Source organism: Natrinema sp. CGMCC1.2065 (genome assembly GCF_051225675.1).
In the GTDB taxonomy this organism is placed as follows: Archaea; Halobacteriota; Halobacteria; order Halobacteriales; family Natrialbaceae; genus Natrinema; species Natrinema thermotolerans.
In genome coordinates, this window is the sequence record NZ_JBPJSJ010000010.1 from 45,607 (window position 1) to 59,644 (window position 14,038).

General features: G+C 64.2%; 13 protein-coding genes. 3 read left to right on the forward strand and 10 right to left on the reverse strand.

Annotation, left to right across the window (positions count from 1 at the left end; genetic code table 11):
• Positions 1-121 precede the first annotated feature (121 nt).
• A complete protein-coding gene (locus tag ACSBP4_RS11835; protein ID WP_049965656.1) occupies positions 122-1,996 on the forward strand; it encodes a PINc/VapC family ATPase in 1,875 nt (624 codons plus the stop codon).
• A 77-nt stretch (positions 1,997-2,073) separates the two neighbouring features.
• Here ACSBP4_RS11835 and ACSBP4_RS11840 read toward each other — a convergent pair whose 3' ends face one another.
• The 3 genes from ACSBP4_RS11840 to ACSBP4_RS11850 all read right to left on the reverse strand — a co-directional run bounded on the left by ACSBP4_RS11840 (position 2,074) and on the right by ACSBP4_RS11850 (position 4,893).
• On the reverse strand, positions 2,074-3,135 hold the full coding sequence (locus ACSBP4_RS11840; RefSeq protein ID WP_435552317.1) for a Brp/Blh family beta-carotene 15,15'-dioxygenase: 1,062 nt from the start codon (positions 3,133-3,135) through the stop codon (positions 2,074-2,076).
• Positions 3,125-3,913, reverse strand: coding sequence for a lycopene cyclase domain-containing protein (locus ACSBP4_RS11845; protein ID WP_435552318.1), 789 nt, complete (start codon positions 3,911-3,913; stop codon positions 3,125-3,127). Before ACSBP4_RS11845 ends, ACSBP4_RS11840 begins: the two co-directional genes overlap by 11 nt.
• A 254-nt stretch (positions 3,914-4,167) precedes the next feature.
• Positions 4,168-4,893 carry a bacteriorhodopsin gene (locus ACSBP4_RS11850; protein WP_435552319.1) on the reverse strand — a complete coding sequence of 242 codons (726 nt, stop codon included), beginning with the start codon at positions 4,891-4,893 and terminating at the stop codon, positions 4,168-4,170.
• Positions 4,894-5,059: 166 nt separating this feature from the next.
• On the opposite strand from ACSBP4_RS11850, the gene ACSBP4_RS11855 reads away from it, so the two are divergent.
• Together ACSBP4_RS11855 and ACSBP4_RS11860 are read left to right on the forward strand one after the other, a co-directional pair.
• Positions 5,060-5,659: a hypothetical protein gene (locus tag ACSBP4_RS11855; RefSeq protein ID WP_049965652.1), complete on the forward strand. Its 600-nt coding sequence runs from the start codon at positions 5,060-5,062 to the stop codon at positions 5,657-5,659.
• Between the two features lie 230 nt (positions 5,660-5,889).
• Positions 5,890-6,780 (forward strand): NAD+ synthase, encoded by an 891-nt coding sequence (locus ACSBP4_RS11860; RefSeq protein WP_435552320.1) that lies wholly within the window; start codon positions 5,890-5,892, stop codon positions 6,778-6,780.
• Between the two features lie 32 nt (positions 6,781-6,812).
• Here the strand turns inward: ACSBP4_RS11860 and ACSBP4_RS11865 are convergent, their stop codons facing one another.
• From ACSBP4_RS11865 to ACSBP4_RS11895, 7 genes are all read right to left on the reverse strand, one after another.
• Complete coding sequence (locus ACSBP4_RS11865; RefSeq protein WP_049905377.1) at positions 6,813-7,226, reverse strand: hypothetical protein; 414 nt, start codon at positions 7,224-7,226, stop codon at positions 6,813-6,815.
• Positions 7,227-7,271: 45 nt separating this feature from the next.
• A complete protein-coding gene (locus ACSBP4_RS11870; protein ID WP_006180348.1) occupies positions 7,272-7,565 on the reverse strand; it encodes a MarR family transcriptional regulator in 294 nt (97 codons plus the stop codon).
• A gap of 181 nt (positions 7,566-7,746) precedes the next feature.
• Positions 7,747-9,357, reverse strand: a complete 1,611-nt coding sequence (locus ACSBP4_RS11875) for a long-chain-fatty-acid--CoA ligase (RefSeq protein ID WP_435552322.1) — start codon at positions 9,355-9,357, stop codon at positions 7,747-7,749.
• Positions 9,358-9,538: 181 nt separating this feature from the next.
• Positions 9,539-10,723, reverse strand: coding sequence for a DUF5305 domain-containing protein (locus ACSBP4_RS11880; RefSeq protein ID WP_435552323.1), 1,185 nt, complete (start codon positions 10,721-10,723; stop codon positions 9,539-9,541).
• A 162-nt stretch (positions 10,724-10,885) separates the two neighbouring features.
• Entirely contained in the window at positions 10,886-12,064 is a 1,179-nt protein-coding gene (locus ACSBP4_RS11885) for a signal peptidase I (protein ID WP_435552324.1), read from the reverse strand.
• Positions 12,065-12,175: 111 nt separating this feature from the next.
• Positions 12,176-13,309: a CARDB domain-containing protein gene (locus ACSBP4_RS11890; RefSeq protein ID WP_435552325.1), complete on the reverse strand. Its 1,134-nt coding sequence runs from the start codon at positions 13,307-13,309 to the stop codon at positions 12,176-12,178.
• An 81-nt stretch (positions 13,310-13,390) separates the two neighbouring features.
• Positions 13,391-14,017 (reverse strand): hypothetical protein, encoded by a 627-nt coding sequence (locus tag ACSBP4_RS11895; RefSeq protein WP_435552326.1) that lies wholly within the window; start codon positions 14,015-14,017, stop codon positions 13,391-13,393.
• Positions 14,018-14,038: the final 21 nt, after the last annotated feature.

Consider the following 14,038-nt stretch of genomic DNA (forward strand, 5'->3'; position numbering starts at 1 on the left):
CCGTGAGTGTTCCCGCGGAATAGGAATTGGACGCGAGTTCCGAAGAAAGCGTGGGGAACGGGATCGAACGGCACGGAGCCGCTGTGAACACCCTTATAGGCGTACGTCGACCAGTTTACGTATGAACGTCGTGCCGGATACGAGCGTGGTCATCGACGGCCGCGTCTCGGCGACAATCGAAGACGGGCAGTTCGAGGGAGCGACGATCTGTGTCCCCGAGGCAGTCGTCGCGGAACTCGAGGCGCAGGCAAACGACGGGATCGACAGCGGCTGGGACGGTCTCGAGGAACTCCAGCGGCTGGCCGAGTTGGCCGACGACGGCGTCGTCGACCTCGAGTACGTCGGCGAGCGGCCTAACGCCATCGAGCGGGGCCACGCCTCCGAGGGTGAGATCGACGCCCTCATCCGGGACCTCGCGGAGGAGCTGGAGGCGACCTTCGTCACTAGCGACGTCGTCCAGGCCGAGGTCGCACAGGCCAAAGGGCTCGACGTCGAACACGTCTCCCCCGAGGTACGGGAAGTCGGGACGCTCGCCGTCGAGGAGTTCTTCGACGAGCAGACGATGAGCGTCCACCTCAAGACCGACACCGTCCCCAAAGCAAAGCGGGGCGAACTCGGCGCGATGGTCTACGAGCCGATCGCCGACGAACCCACCGACGAGGCGACGATGGACGAGTACGCCCGCGAGGTCGTCGACGGTGCCAAGGAGTCCCCGGACGGCTTCATCGAACTCTCGGAGCCCGGGATGAAGATCGTCCAGTTCCGCGACTACCGGATCGCGATCGGCCGACCGCCGTTCTCGGACGGCATCGAGATCACCGCCGTCCGGCCGATCGCCCAGACCGACATCGAGGACTACGAACACGCCGACGAACTCAAAGAACGACTGCTCGAGCGCCAGCGCGGCGTCCTGATCTCGGGGGCACCCGGGGCGGGGAAGTCGACGTTCGCGCAGGCGGTCGCCCGCTACATCGCGGATCACGACTACTCGGTCAAGACCATGGAGAAGCCGCGTGACCTGCAGGTCGGCCCCGACATCACCCAGTACACGGAACTGGGCGGCGAGATGGCCAAGACCGCCGACGCCCTGCTGATGGTGCGGCCGGACTACACGATCTACGACGAGGTCCGCAAGACCGACGACTTCGAGGTCTTCGCGGACATGCGCCTGGCCGGCGTCGGCATGCTCGGCGTCGTCCACGCGACGCGACCGATCGACGCCCTCCAGCGCCTGGTCGGCCGGGTCGAACTCGGGATGATCCCGCAGGTCGTCGACACCGTCGTCTACATCGAGGCCGGCGAGGTCGAGACCGTCTACGACGTGAAGACGGAGGTCAAGGTCCCCGCGGGGCTCACCGAGGAGGACCTCGCCCGCCCCGTGATTCAGGTGACGAACTTCCAGACGGGCGAGCCCGAGTACGAGATCTACACCTTCAACCGCCAGGTCGTCACCGTCCCGCTCAACGACGAGGACGGCGGCCCCGGAACCGAGTCCGGCGTCGACCGCATCGCGAAACAGGAGATCGAGCGCGAGATCCGCTCGATCGCGCGAGGCTACGTCGACGTCGAACTCAAGAGCCAAGACAAGGCCGTCGTCTACGTCGAGGAGGACGACATCTCGAGCGTCATCGGCAAGGGCGGCGGTCGGATCACCGACGTCGAGAACCGACTGGGCATCGACATCGACGTCCGGACCCACGACGAGAACCCCAACTACGGCGCGGGCGGCGGTGGCGGCGGTGCCAGCGCCAACGGCGGCGGTGGCGGCTCCCAGGCCGGCCAGATGGTACAGCCGGAGATCACCTCCCGACACATCGTCATCCCCGTTGACGGCAACCACGGCGAAACCGTCGAGATTCAGGCCGGCGGCGAGTACCTGTTTACCGCGACGGTGAGCCGCGGCGGCGAGATTCAGGTCTCGAGGGGGAGCGGGATCGCGGAGGAACTCGAGCGGGCGATCGACCGGAAGGATCCAGTGACGGTCGTTCCCTCGTAGGGAACCGACCGTGAACGAGCGGAGCGAGTGAGCGGCTTTTGGGTCTAGATTTTTTCGCGAGCGACCGGCGTCTCGACTCAGGGTGACCAGATCCCCGCTTCCCGGTCGAGCAGCGCGACCACGACGACGTGCGGAAGCGTCAGCACGGCGATCGCGACCAGATAGACCGCGAGGACGTCGGGGACAGTCGCGGGCGTCCGGGGGACGGCGAACCAGATACCGACGAGGACGCCCAGCGCGGCGACGGTCAGCGGCGTCGCGTCCCTGGCGAAACACCGGAAGGCGGTCCGGGTCGCTCCGCGCTCGAGGGCCGCGCTGGCGACGGGATCGACGAGCATCGTTCTGAGGACGTGCCGGAGCGAGTGCCAGAAACAGAAATAGAGCCCGATGGCGAGAATCGGCGGGACGGTGGCGAAGAAGCCGACGAGGCCGATCGTCTCCGCGGCGTCGACGAGCCACGGCCGCCGCTCGCCGGGGCTCGTTCGGCGGACCCCGAGGGCGAGCAAGAGTGCGATCAGGGATCCGAATCCGACCGCCACGGCCGCCCGAACCGGCGGTTCGAAGAGGGGCTCGAGCGCGGTCGCCGCGCCGGGGTCGAACAGCCCGACGATCGTCTCGGCGACGAACGCGTACTGCGCCGGAAAGGCGACCAGCGGGACGAGCATCGGCAGACCGCCCCTGACGAGGAGGGCAAGCAGTCGACTGGCCCGCGTCTCGAGGTGGTCGGCACCGAGGAACTCGAGAAGCACATAGACGTCACCCTGCCCCCAGTGGACGAGCGTGACGAGGAGAAACAGGACGAACGCGGCGACGGGCGCGAGAACCCAGACGAGGGCGTAGGCGGATCCGAAGAGCAGGTAGAGGACGCCGATGGACGCGAGCGATCGCGGCGTTACTGGGTTGTCTCGAGCCCGCGGTAACACGAGGTGGTCGACGGCACCGTGGGGGAGTCCGAGAACGAGGACGCTGAGCGCCAGCGGCACGTACTGGTAGACGAGCGGCGGCGACCCGAACGCGATCGTCGCTACGGCAGCGACGGCAAGCGACGAACCGAAACCGAGGGTCAGCCGAGCGGCTCGCGATCGGCTCTCGGTACTCGCTCGCACATCGGCCCGCCGACCGATCGTGTCACCGGTCATCGGAACTCGTCGGAAGCCGTGGAGACGCACCGGTCACCGCCGAAACGCCGTCGATTCTGTCGAGGACCCAGATGTACATGGTGATACCCTGGACGACGAAGAGATTGGTTACGAGGAAAAACAGCGCCTCCTCGATCGGGAGCCCGAGGAGTCCGTACCCGGTAGTGTGGGTATCGGAAATGACCCAGACGCCGAGTTCGATCGCGATCCGGTCGACGACCCAGAGGTACAGCGTCGGGACGGCGATCGCGACCAGCAGCGACCGGCGAACGTCCCACAGGTACGTCAGCCCGAACCCCCACTGGATGGCGAGGACCGGCCCGGCCCAGAGGAACAACCAACCGAGATAGGACGTCGAGATATCGCCGAGCAGCAGCAGCAGCAGGCCGACGACGGCGATCGCCAGCCCGCCGGCGACGCCGAGCAGGCGATGGGGTCGGGGGATCGCCAGCGATAGATCGGCGCTCGGTCGTACCTGAAACAGCCAGAGCGCCGTCAGTATCGGCTGAAGAACGAAAAAGAGGTACTCCTCGATCGGCGTATACCAGACGGTCGCGAGGACGGCACCGTCCCCGTACCACCAGACGCCGGCGGGGATGAGGCGGTTCGTAAACGGTGTCGTATAGACGACGGCGAGGGCGATCATGATCACGAGACCCGAGAGGGGGCGAACGCCCCACCAGGCGCGATCACGCCGAACCGCGAGCCATCCCAGAATCAGGATTGGCGGTAGCAGCAAGGTGAGGTGGATTCCGAAGTACGTAAGCGGGGAGATCATGGGCGTATCGGCGGTCTCTGTCAGTGACCAGCGGGAGCCGGGACCGCCGTGACCGACATTACGGACGGGAGCGGAATACTGCCGCGTCCATACTGGTTAGGGTCGATCGGCCGTCGTCGTACCCGCGGCCGCATAGCTCCGCTCGAGGGCGTCGTCCGGCGGGAACTCGCGTTCGAACCGGCAAACGAAACCGACCGCGGGTCGGCCACGAGACAGCCCCGCGAAGCCGACCATCAGGCGTCGATGCTGTGTTCTCAGGCCGGCGCGGCCGTCGGCGTAACGACCCGCTCGAGGACGGAGCGGCTCCGGAGCAGGACCACGCCGAATCCGACCTTCGCCGAGAGGTCGAGTACCATGAACGCGGCGGTCTCCCAGTACAGCGGGAGGATGCCGAACGTCCCCTCCGTACCGAGGATCCAGACCACCGGGTAGAGGAGCCACAGCACGATGACCAGGTTGCGCAGCCGACCGAACAGCGACGCGACTTCGGGGGACCGACCGCGCGCGTCCTTAGAGAGCGTTCCGACGAGGACGTACAGCAGGGCGAGCAGGGCGCCGGTGCTGATGCCCCACCAGGCGATCCGGGTGCCCGGGGTGGCGGCGAACGCCGCGATCATGCCGGTCCCGATCATGAACACGTCGAGTCCGATCAGCGTCGCGATCGTGTTTCGGTTCGCCCCTGCCAGCAGTCCGAGGTCGAGCAGCAGCAACGGTGTCGTGAACAGCCAGTCGGCGTAGCGCGCCCAGTAGATCGTGAGCGCCTCGTCGCCGACTACGACTTCGGTGACGCCGAAGCCGGTCGCCATCGCGAAGTACATCGCAGCGGCGATGGTCGTAATGAAGGTCGTAATGATGTAGAACTCCTGCATCTTCCGGTCGCGAACGCCACGTCCGCGCCCGACAAAGTACAGGGTTCCGAGGGTCATTCCGATCGTGCCGATCCACAGCCAAATGGATTCTGGGCCAACTGTTGCGGCCATGGTGATTGCTATGGAGGGACAATGCATACCGCTTGAGCCTAACGAAAATAACACCCATCGTAGCGTGTATGTCAAGAAATTCGACGTAGGGAGTGAAACCGCAGCGTATTTTGGGGTGTTCTGTGTCCGATCGCATACCCCGAGCCCGAAACACCCGCCACAACCGATGACTTCGCCTGATCCGAACGATCCGATCGCGGACGCACTCCTCGGTGAATCAACGTACGAACGACTCAGAGTCGAGCGATACGCGCTTATCAAGCGCCGAATTCCGCAAAAGCTCGTCTATCAGAGCGGCCTGCTGTTTGCGATCGCACTCGTCGTTCCGATCGTCGCCACCTATCCGTCGTCGGTACAAGCGACGTTTCCGGGCGGCGACCCGTTATGGTCGTCGCCGCTGGTCCTCTGGGTCGGTGTCTACGCCGGCGGCATCGAATTGGGGACTGCAGCCTGTCTCGTCGCGGTAGCGATCGCACGTCGGCGGTACGAACCCTCACTCTCGGAGTCGCAGGTACATGCGCTGCTAAACGTCGAGGACGTGGCCTCGATGTTCGGACTGGCAACTGGCGGCTTCGCGATCCTGATCACGGTTGGGTTCTTCCTGCTCGGCCACGCCGGCGCCGAGACCGTCAGCGCGGTCGTCGAATCCGCGCCGCGAAACCCCTACGGACAGACCGGCATCTCGGTCCCCGTGATCGTCGTCGGTACCGCGGCGGCGATCAGTTCCTGTGTCGTCTACGCCGTCGGTCGATATCTCTCCTCGTAGGAAGCGACGACCCTCCCGACCGGTGACCATCGGTCCGGTCGAGTGGGAGACTACGATCGGACGAAACGGAGACGTCTGCGTGGGGAAAGTGGATATATGATCAGCTGATTCCCCAGATACCAGACCATGTGCATCGTCGACACAGACATTGTAACTAGGTGTTTAAGGATTAGATTCATATAGAAGACAATCGTCTGCATTCAGTGTGAACAACGGAGTGATTCCAACGGATGAGTGCAGATAGGACGACGTTCGTCTATTCGGGAATCGAGCGATCGAACGGGCCGTTTCTGACGGATCACCGGTCGCTCGAGGCGATGCACGAGCGGATCGTCGCGGACATCGAGACGAGAGTCGACGACGCGGATGCAAGCGGCGTTGTCGTGGCGATGAGCGGCGGGATCGATTCGACGGTAACGACGGCACTAGCGGTCGAAGCCGTCGGGGCCGAGAACGTTCTCGGACTGGGACTGCCCTGTCACAAGACCGAGGCGACACACGTCAGCGATGCCCGTACCCTCGCGGAGGGGATGGGCATCGAGTTCGAGGAGATCCAGTTACGGCCGCTGCTCGAGGCCTTCGAGGAAACGGTCGCGGGCGGACTCGGGACCGCCGACGAGGGGGACGACGATCGGCCCCACGATATTGGCAACGCCGTCGCGCGGCTACGGATGGTCACCGCCTACTACGCCGCGAACTGTCAGTCGCGGCTCGTGATCGGGACCGCGAACCGCTCGGAGCGGCTGCTGGGCTATTTCACCAAATACGGCGACGGCGCCGCCGACAGCTATCCGCTCGGCGACTGCTACAAGACGGAGGTTCGCGCGCTCGCGAAACACCTCGGCCTTCCCCGCCGGATCGTCAGCAAGGAGCCGACGGCGGGCTTTTGGGCCACCCAGACCGACGCCGGCGAACTCGGAGCAGGCTACGACGTCATCGATCCCCTGCTCGTCCGGCTGGTCGACGAGGGTCGTCCGCTCGAGGAGGCAATGAAAGGGTTGCGGATCGACCGCGAGACCGCGGCCGACATCGCGTCGCTGTACGTCGCCACCGATCACAAGCGGGCGACGCCGCCGACGCCGGGACTCGCCGGTCGCGGTGACGACCGCTCGGCCGGCTGATCGCGCTCGGCGGGGACACAGTCCGCTGTGGTTCAGCGCTCGTCGTCGGTGCTGTACAGATCCGGATTCCGCCACCAGAACAGCCCCCACGAGAGCAGGAAACCGGCACCCATCGCGAGGACGTCGAGCAGGAACGGCGGCAGCCCCCGATCGACCAGCGCCACGAGGACGATCGCCGACCCGATCGCGGCCCCCGTGACGACGTAGAGGACATCGCCGACGATCCGCGCCCGCGAGTGTCGCCAGTAGCCTTGCCGATCCTCGTCGTACCAGACGCCGACGTAGATCAACACCGGCGACATGGTCGTGATGACCGTGATCGATCGGTACGCCTCGGGGAAGACGGTCGGCACTAACACGACGAGATTGAGTAGGTTGGCGACCAGCGCCGCGAGAAACAGGCCGATCAACAGCCAGCCCCAGCGTGGGAGCCGCTCTTTGTCCATATCGGGGACGGTCACGGCTGGAAAATAAGACTGCCGTTTGACCGATTACTCCGCGCAGCAGGCGTCCTTTTTCGGGGACTCCTCGACGCCGTTACCGTCGGCGGCGACCGGTTCCTCGAGCCGATAGAGGCTCTGACGGGCGTCAGCGAAGTAGATGTCCTCGTCGACGATCCCGATCTCCTCGAGGCGCTCGAGCGCGTACCGTACCGTCCGGGCCGAGAGCATCGATTCCTCGACGATCTGTTTCTGCGTCAGCGGCCCGTCGTACTCGAGAACCTTGAAGACGAGTTTCGCGCTCGGTGGCAAGTCTTCGATTTCCTCCCCGTCGGTCTCTGCCATATTACGATTCGAAAGGCCCCAGCAGTATAAAAGTTGAGCCTTACCCTGGATCGAACCACGATAGGATTCTATATATATCGCCGAGTAAAGTGCCCCGTGAGTCGCTACAGCGGATGATATGCGTGACGGCACCGATCGATCGAAACGCGTCAAAAAAGACGGGAATCAACGGGACGAGACGTTACCCCTCGCCGATCATTCGGTCCTCGTCGGCCCACTCCTGCTGGCGGAGTTCGTACTTCTGGGTCTTGCCGGTCGCAGTCTTGGGGAGTTCCTTGACGTACTCGACCCGACGAACGACCTTGTAGCCCGCGAGTTGCTCGCGGGTGAACGCGGTCAGTTCTTCAGCCGACACGGGCGGATCGGTCGGATCGCCGTTCGACGGCACGACGAAGGCCTTCGGCGTCTCGCCCCACTCGTCGCTCGGCGCCGGAATGACGGCCGCATCTGCGACCGCCTCGTGATCGAACAGCGTGTCCTCGAGCTCGATGCTCGAGATGTTCTCCCCGCCGGAGATGATGATGTCTTTCTTCCGATCGCGGAGTGCGATCATGCCGTTCTCGTCGATCGTGGCGAGGTCACCGGTGTGGTAGTAGCCCTCGACGCGATCGTTGAAGGCTTCCTCTGTCGCCTCGGGCTTGTTCCAGTAGCGGTCCATGATCTGGTTGCCCCGAACGACGACCTCACCCAGCGTCTGATCGTCGCGGGGGACGTCGTTGCCGTCTTCGTCGACGACGCGGACGTCGGTCCCGAGGACGCCCATCCCCTGCCGTTTCTTGATCTCGAAGCGATTCCCATCGTCGATCAGCCGCTTCGCGTCGGAGATGGTGATCAGCGGCCCTGTCTCGGTCGCTCCGTAGAGGTGCTTGAGATACCAGCCGAAGCGGTCCTCGACGGCACGGATCGTCGCTTCCGGCGGTGCCGAGCCCGCGGTCGTGACCCGGACCGGATTCGTCCCCGTCATCTCGGGTTCGCCCTCGGTCTCGTAGTAATCGATCAACTGATTGAGTACCGCCGGGGCCGCACAGAGCAGGGAGACGTCCTCATCACGGATCGACGACACGACGTCGTCGGCGTTGACCCCGCGCGTACAGACGTGGGTCGCGCCCATCCCGGTCACCGCGTAAATGTGGCCCCACCCGTTGACGTGGAACATCGGCAGCGTCCACAGGTAGGTGTCGTCGTCGGTGATCTCGTGATAGATCGACATCAGGTAGGCGTGGATCGTCTCCGTCCGATGCGTGCGACAGACCCCCTTCGGATCCCCCGTCGTCCCCGACGTGTAGTTGATCGTAATGACCTCGTCTTCGGCCATCTCGGGGCGGTCATACTCCGGAGCCGTATCCTCGAGGACGGCGTCGAAGCTCTCCCAGTCGCCCTCGACGGCAGCAGCGTCGTTCGTAATGAACGTCTCGGTCGGCACGTCGTCGCGGATCGCCTCGATCTTCTCGGCGTACTCGTAGTCGGCATAAATGGCGTCGACGCCCGCGTCCGAGAGGATGTACTCGTAGTCGTCGGGCTCGAGCCGGTAGTTCAGCGGCGTATGCACGGCACCGATCCCCATCGCGCCGTGGGCCGCCTCGAGGTGGTAGTGGGTATTCGGATCCAGCACGGCCACGCGATCGCCCTTCTCGATCCCCCGGTCCTGCAGCGCCGCCGCGAAGCGATCGACTCGGTCGCCGAACTCGGCGTAGGTAAACCGTTCGCCGTCCGCCCCGACGATCGCCTCCTCGTCCCCGTAATGGGAACGGGCCTGCTCGAGAAAGTCCGTGACAATGAGTGGCGTTTCCATACGGATCAAATTTTGCAGAACGGCCATATATGGATTTCGTTTATGATCAATAGGGAGGAATTCGGTTCAGATACAGAATCGGTGTCGGACCGAAAACGTTCGGTCGTATGCAAACGGTAGCCAGTTCGATGCGACGGCGCGATAAGAACAGCGACACCGTCACGACGAAACCGTGGGATCCTCAGAGCTGTTCCCAGACCTCTTCGTCGTCCTCGAACCCGTCCGGGTCGTCGGGCGCGGCGAACTCGTTGCTCGTGTCGAGTTCCGACAGATCCTGCGTGGGGAGGTCGCCGTCGCCGTCGATGACGGCCGGACTCGCCTCCAGGTCCATCTCCGGCCACGCAGTCTCCTCCCAGAGCCCGCGGTCGCTGTAGTAGTAGACCACGCCGTCGTTGACCACCGCGAACAGTCCGCGCTGGGTGTCGTGAACGACGCGCTCGTTCGTGTCGATCGCGACGTCGACGACGTCCTCGAGCGTATCGAGCGAGACGTGGTAGTCGCCGATCCACATCGGGATCGATCCCCGCGAGATCCACTCGGCGTACCGCCGTTCGTGAAGCGCCCGGCGGGCGGCCTCGATGTCGCCCGACGAGCGGCGCACGACCAGTGCCGCGCCGGCGAGCGACAGCGTCCCCAGCAGCGACAGGCCGCCGATCATCGCCGGACTGCGGGACGTGGTCGTCCGCTCGGTCCCGCTGCGGTAGCGGTGTGGCGTCGACTCCGACAGCTCGCCCTCGAGCCAGTAGGCCTCGTCGGTGATCTCCATCGGCGCGGTGGTCGTGAGCGTCCCCTGATGGGTGCCGGTGTCGTACTCGGTGTGAAGCACCACGGCCAGTTCGACCGTCCCGATCCCGCCGAGTTCGCTCTCGAGTTGGCGCTGTTGGCGGCGGTAGGATTCGACGTCGATCGTCGCGTTCGACGTGGCGACGCCGTTCTCGACCGACGGCGACTCGCGCAACACCGTCGTCGTCTCGTTCCAGAACGGCGAGCCGTCACGGGTCGCCTGGAAGCGCAGTCCCAGTTCGTGTGTCACGTCCCCCGACTCGACGGGGGCCCCGCCGGTCTCGTTTCGTAGTCGGGTTTCGGCCTCGAGCGTCAGCTCCGGTGTCGCGTTCAGCAGGTAGACGGCACTGTCCGAGAGCCGCTGGCCCTCCGTCCACAGTGTCCCGCTCTCGGTGACGACGGCGCTGGTACTCCCGTCGGTCGTCACGCGTTCCTCGGCGTACTGTGGGGCGGTCGTCGTGTCCGGATTAGCGACGGCCCACCCCGTCGCGGCGATCGACAGCACGCCGACCGCGATCAGTGCGATCACGATGGTCCGACCGTGCTTGGCCAACAGCAACTCGAGACGCGGGTTATCGGTCATCCCTGTGTCCCCCGGTGTCCCGGCCGGCCAGTCGACCACTCGGCTCCGTACGAGCCGATCGGGGTCGAACTGGTCGGCCTTCGGGACAATACATGACTAAGTGAAAGAAACAGACCACTATAAGGATAGTGGCCTTTCCGTGGTATTTGCAACAACGAAACGTTATTTCCAATCACGGACCCATCGCCGAGCGCGACGCTTGAGACGGGTCGACAGCGGGACGTGACTCCCCGCAGACCGAACTCGGATGTCGTCGCTGCCGAACAGCAGCAGTACGATCGCGACCGCGATCCCGACGATGACGACGTTGACCGCCGCGATGGCCGCGAGCGGATGGAGGCCGTGGAGCCAGAGCAGTACCGATGGTGGCAACACGGCGAGATACCGGTACTCGCCGAGGTGACGCGTGTACTCGCCCGTCTGCTCGGGTGCCGACAGCGTTACCGTCGCCTCCCCGCTGTCACGAATCCCGATCGTCTGCGACCGCGGCTCGACGCCGATCCCGCCGCTCTCGGCCTCGTGAGCGACCACGATCGGCAGGTAGCCGGCGTTGTCGATCGTCCGGGTCAGTTCCGACGTTTCGCCGGGCGCGACGATCTGTGGATCGTCGGTGGGTGACTCGGAACTGATGAGACCGTACTCGGTGGTGCCCGACGGAACGACCATCGCCGCAGTCGCGAAGGTCACGAACACGAGCAAGACGAGGCCCAGCGCCGTCCAGAACGCGATCACGTTCTCCCGCGAGCGGGACCTGCTCGTCTCACGGCGGCCCGGTCCGAGTCGCTCGAGGAGGGTCCCGAACCCGAGCATCGCGACCCCGACCCCGACCAGCAAGGCACCGAGCCCGTTCGAGGAGCCGGTCGTCACGCCGAACACCGACGTGATCGTCTCGACGCCGCTCTGGACGGCGCTCTGGAATCCCATGATCGCGGTACCCAGATGCGGGATCGTCACGACCTTCCCGTTGACTTGCCAGGCTTCGGCGACGATCTGTCCCTCCGTGACGTGGGGTTCGCCGCCGTCCTGATCGGTAAAGGGGTTGGCGTCCCCTTTCGTGACGTACCCCTCTTCGGTCTCGTCGACGACGCGGTGGGTCGTCAGCCCGCCGCCGTTGAGATCCCGCGCCTGGAAGACGACCACGTCCCCCTCCTCGACCGGGCCAGTCACGACGCTGGGCACGGCGACGAAGCCGTCGCCAGCGTCGATTTCCGGCTCCATACTGCCGGTCGCGACGTAGCCGAGCAGAATCGGCTGGCCCAGCAGCTGGCCGACCACCAGCAAGATTACGACCAGCGCGAGGAGGGAACCGAGCCCCCGTGTGACGAGCGTCGAGTTTGTCATCGGTGAGTGACTGTCATCGGTAGCAGACGCCTCGATCCAAGTATATGTCCGGTGAAGTATAAAACTCGCGAGAGCTGCCGACCCGCTTCCGTGGCGACCCGAGTTCGCGACCTACCGGACGAACGACCAGCGCCGGTTCGCAGCGATCGCCAGGAACAGCAATCCGGCCGTCGCCGGCGGCGCGAGCGCCGCCGTCGTCATCGGCGACAGTTCGCGGTTCCGGATGTCGAACCCGGCCCGCTCCTCGACGGTTACCGTCCCCGCGTCGACGCCGCTGACCGCGATCGCGTAGGTTCCCGGCTCGTCGAACGACCGCCGGAAGGAGACCGTCCGCTCGCCGTTGGCCGGGATCGAAACGGTTCGGGTATCGACGACGATCCCGTCGACCGATAGCTCGAGCGTGCGCTCGATCCGTCTGTCGGACGGGTTCCGGACTGTCACCCGGACGTCCGCGGTCTCGCCGGCAGTGATCGTGGCGTCGTCGATGGTGGCGCTCGAGACCTCGACCTGCGGGCCTGCGACGGTCACGGACTGGTACCCGACCCCCTCGATCCCCACGTCGTACGTGCCGGACCACTCCATGCGCCGCTCGAAGCTGACGGTCTCTTCCTCGCCCGAGGAGAGGGCGACCGTTCGCTGATCGACGACGGCCCCATCGACAGTAAGCCGGACCGTCTCGGTCCCCCATCCGTCGCCGTCGTTTCGGTAGGTCGCGTTGACCGTCACCGTCTCGCCCGCTTTCACGGCCGTCGGCGAGACGCTGAGGTTCGAGCCGTCGATGTCGGACTCGGTTTCGGCCTCGTCCTCATCTCCGTACTGCGCGACGACCGTGAACGTCTCCGTCCCGCTGACCGCCTCGTGCGTGTCGACCGCGACGCCGATGCTGGTCCTCGAGCCCGGGGTCGGCGTGAGCGGGCGCGATTCGCTGATCGTCGCACCCGGATCGCCGTCCCGATAGAAGGTGAGGCCGGGAACGTCGTTCTCGATCCAGATGCGTTCAACGTCGTCGCTGGTAACAGTAATTGCGAAGACATCGTCCGCGCGAGTGATTGCGCGGTCGTTGAGGGCCTCGAGGTTGAGTCGGAGTTTGCCGTCTTCAACTGTCGCATACTGGTCGTCGACTGACCCGAGAGCGACATTGTCGCTCGCTGTATCCTCACCCAACGTGATCGCCGCAGTCGGCACTGCGAGCGCGAAGAGAAAAAAGATTACAGCGGCGATGAGTAAGATTCTAGTAGAATGCATTCGGACTTGGATCGCATACGTCTTTAATTATAATCCTGTAGCGGATTTAGGCCGCTCTCAAGGTTTAGATGATATTTTGAGTTAAGTAGCGCTGATTGTCAGATCGATATCGAAAGTAGAACCATCACTGATCCCACTTCCCCTCAGCTCAATCACAATATCGAATACAGCAGTCTCTCCTTGTGATACTTCTGACACATTAGTGGCTACGGTACCCGTACTACCAGAGCCATCGTCGGCAGTCGAACTATCATTAAATCGTCCCTCCAAGTCACCATCAGAATAGCTCTCGTCGGCAATCAGGTCAATACCGACTGTGTTTGAGCTAACACTCTCCGTGGTTGTAGAATCGATACTCTCACCATTAATAGTGCCATCGGCGATTGAAGCGCTATCAAGTGATATAGAGACTGGGTCAGAACCCTGATTCGTCAGTGCTAAAATAGCGTTGTATCGAGTGCGGGCTTCGACATTCAGCCCACTAGAGTTCCCCGGATTGTCAAGATTGATCGATGCTTCACCATCTGTCGCGGTGCCGTGGCCAGCAGCGACCTCGATCGCGAGTAGTGCCTCCGAATCAGTCGCAGTGCTAACGTTTACTGTTCTGTCAGCCTCAACCGTACTAAATGCACCCGTACCGAGTGCGGCGCCGCCACCCGCGACAATCGTACCCAGTCCAACTAACACATTACGTCGATTCATTCTCATGGTTATGGTCTCCGTTCCGCG

What these genes read in the sequence shown, in the direction of transcription:
- ACSBP4_RS11835 (WP_049965656.1), top strand. Translation starts at nt 122, where the DNA reads ATGAACGTCGTGCCGGATACGAGCGTGGTCATCGACGGCCGCGTCTCG.
- ACSBP4_RS11840 (WP_435552317.1), bottom strand. Translation starts at nt 3,135, where the DNA reads ATGACCGGTGACACGATCGGTCGGCGGGCCGATGTGCGAGCGAGTACC.
- ACSBP4_RS11845 (WP_435552318.1), bottom strand. Translation starts at nt 3,913, where the DNA reads ATGATCTCCCCGCTTACGTACTTCGGAATCCACCTCACCTTGCTGCTA.
- ACSBP4_RS11850 (WP_435552319.1), bottom strand. Translation starts at nt 4,893, where the DNA reads ATGGCCGCAACAGTTGGCCCAGAATCCATTTGGCTGTGGATCGGCACG.
- ACSBP4_RS11855 (WP_049965652.1), top strand. Translation starts at nt 5,060, where the DNA reads ATGACTTCGCCTGATCCGAACGATCCGATCGCGGACGCACTCCTCGGT.
- ACSBP4_RS11860 (WP_435552320.1), top strand. Translation starts at nt 5,890, where the DNA reads ATGAGTGCAGATAGGACGACGTTCGTCTATTCGGGAATCGAGCGATCG.
- ACSBP4_RS11865 (WP_049905377.1), bottom strand. Translation starts at nt 7,226, where the DNA reads ATGGACAAAGAGCGGCTCCCACGCTGGGGCTGGCTGTTGATCGGCCTG.
- ACSBP4_RS11870 (WP_006180348.1), bottom strand. Translation starts at nt 7,565, where the DNA reads ATGGCAGAGACCGACGGGGAGGAAATCGAAGACTTGCCACCGAGCGCG.
- ACSBP4_RS11875 (WP_435552322.1), bottom strand. Translation starts at nt 9,357, where the DNA reads ATGGAAACGCCACTCATTGTCACGGACTTTCTCGAGCAGGCCCGTTCC.
- ACSBP4_RS11880 (WP_435552323.1), bottom strand. Translation starts at nt 10,723, where the DNA reads ATGACCGATAACCCGCGTCTCGAGTTGCTGTTGGCCAAGCACGGTCGG.
- ACSBP4_RS11885 (WP_435552324.1), bottom strand. Translation starts at nt 12,064, where the DNA reads ATGACAAACTCGACGCTCGTCACACGGGGGCTCGGTTCCCTCCTCGCG.
- ACSBP4_RS11890 (WP_435552325.1), bottom strand. Translation starts at nt 13,309, where the DNA reads ATGCATTCTACTAGAATCTTACTCATCGCCGCTGTAATCTTTTTTCTC.
- ACSBP4_RS11895 (WP_435552326.1), bottom strand. Translation starts at nt 14,017, where the DNA reads ATGAGAATGAATCGACGTAATGTGTTAGTTGGACTGGGTACGATTGTC.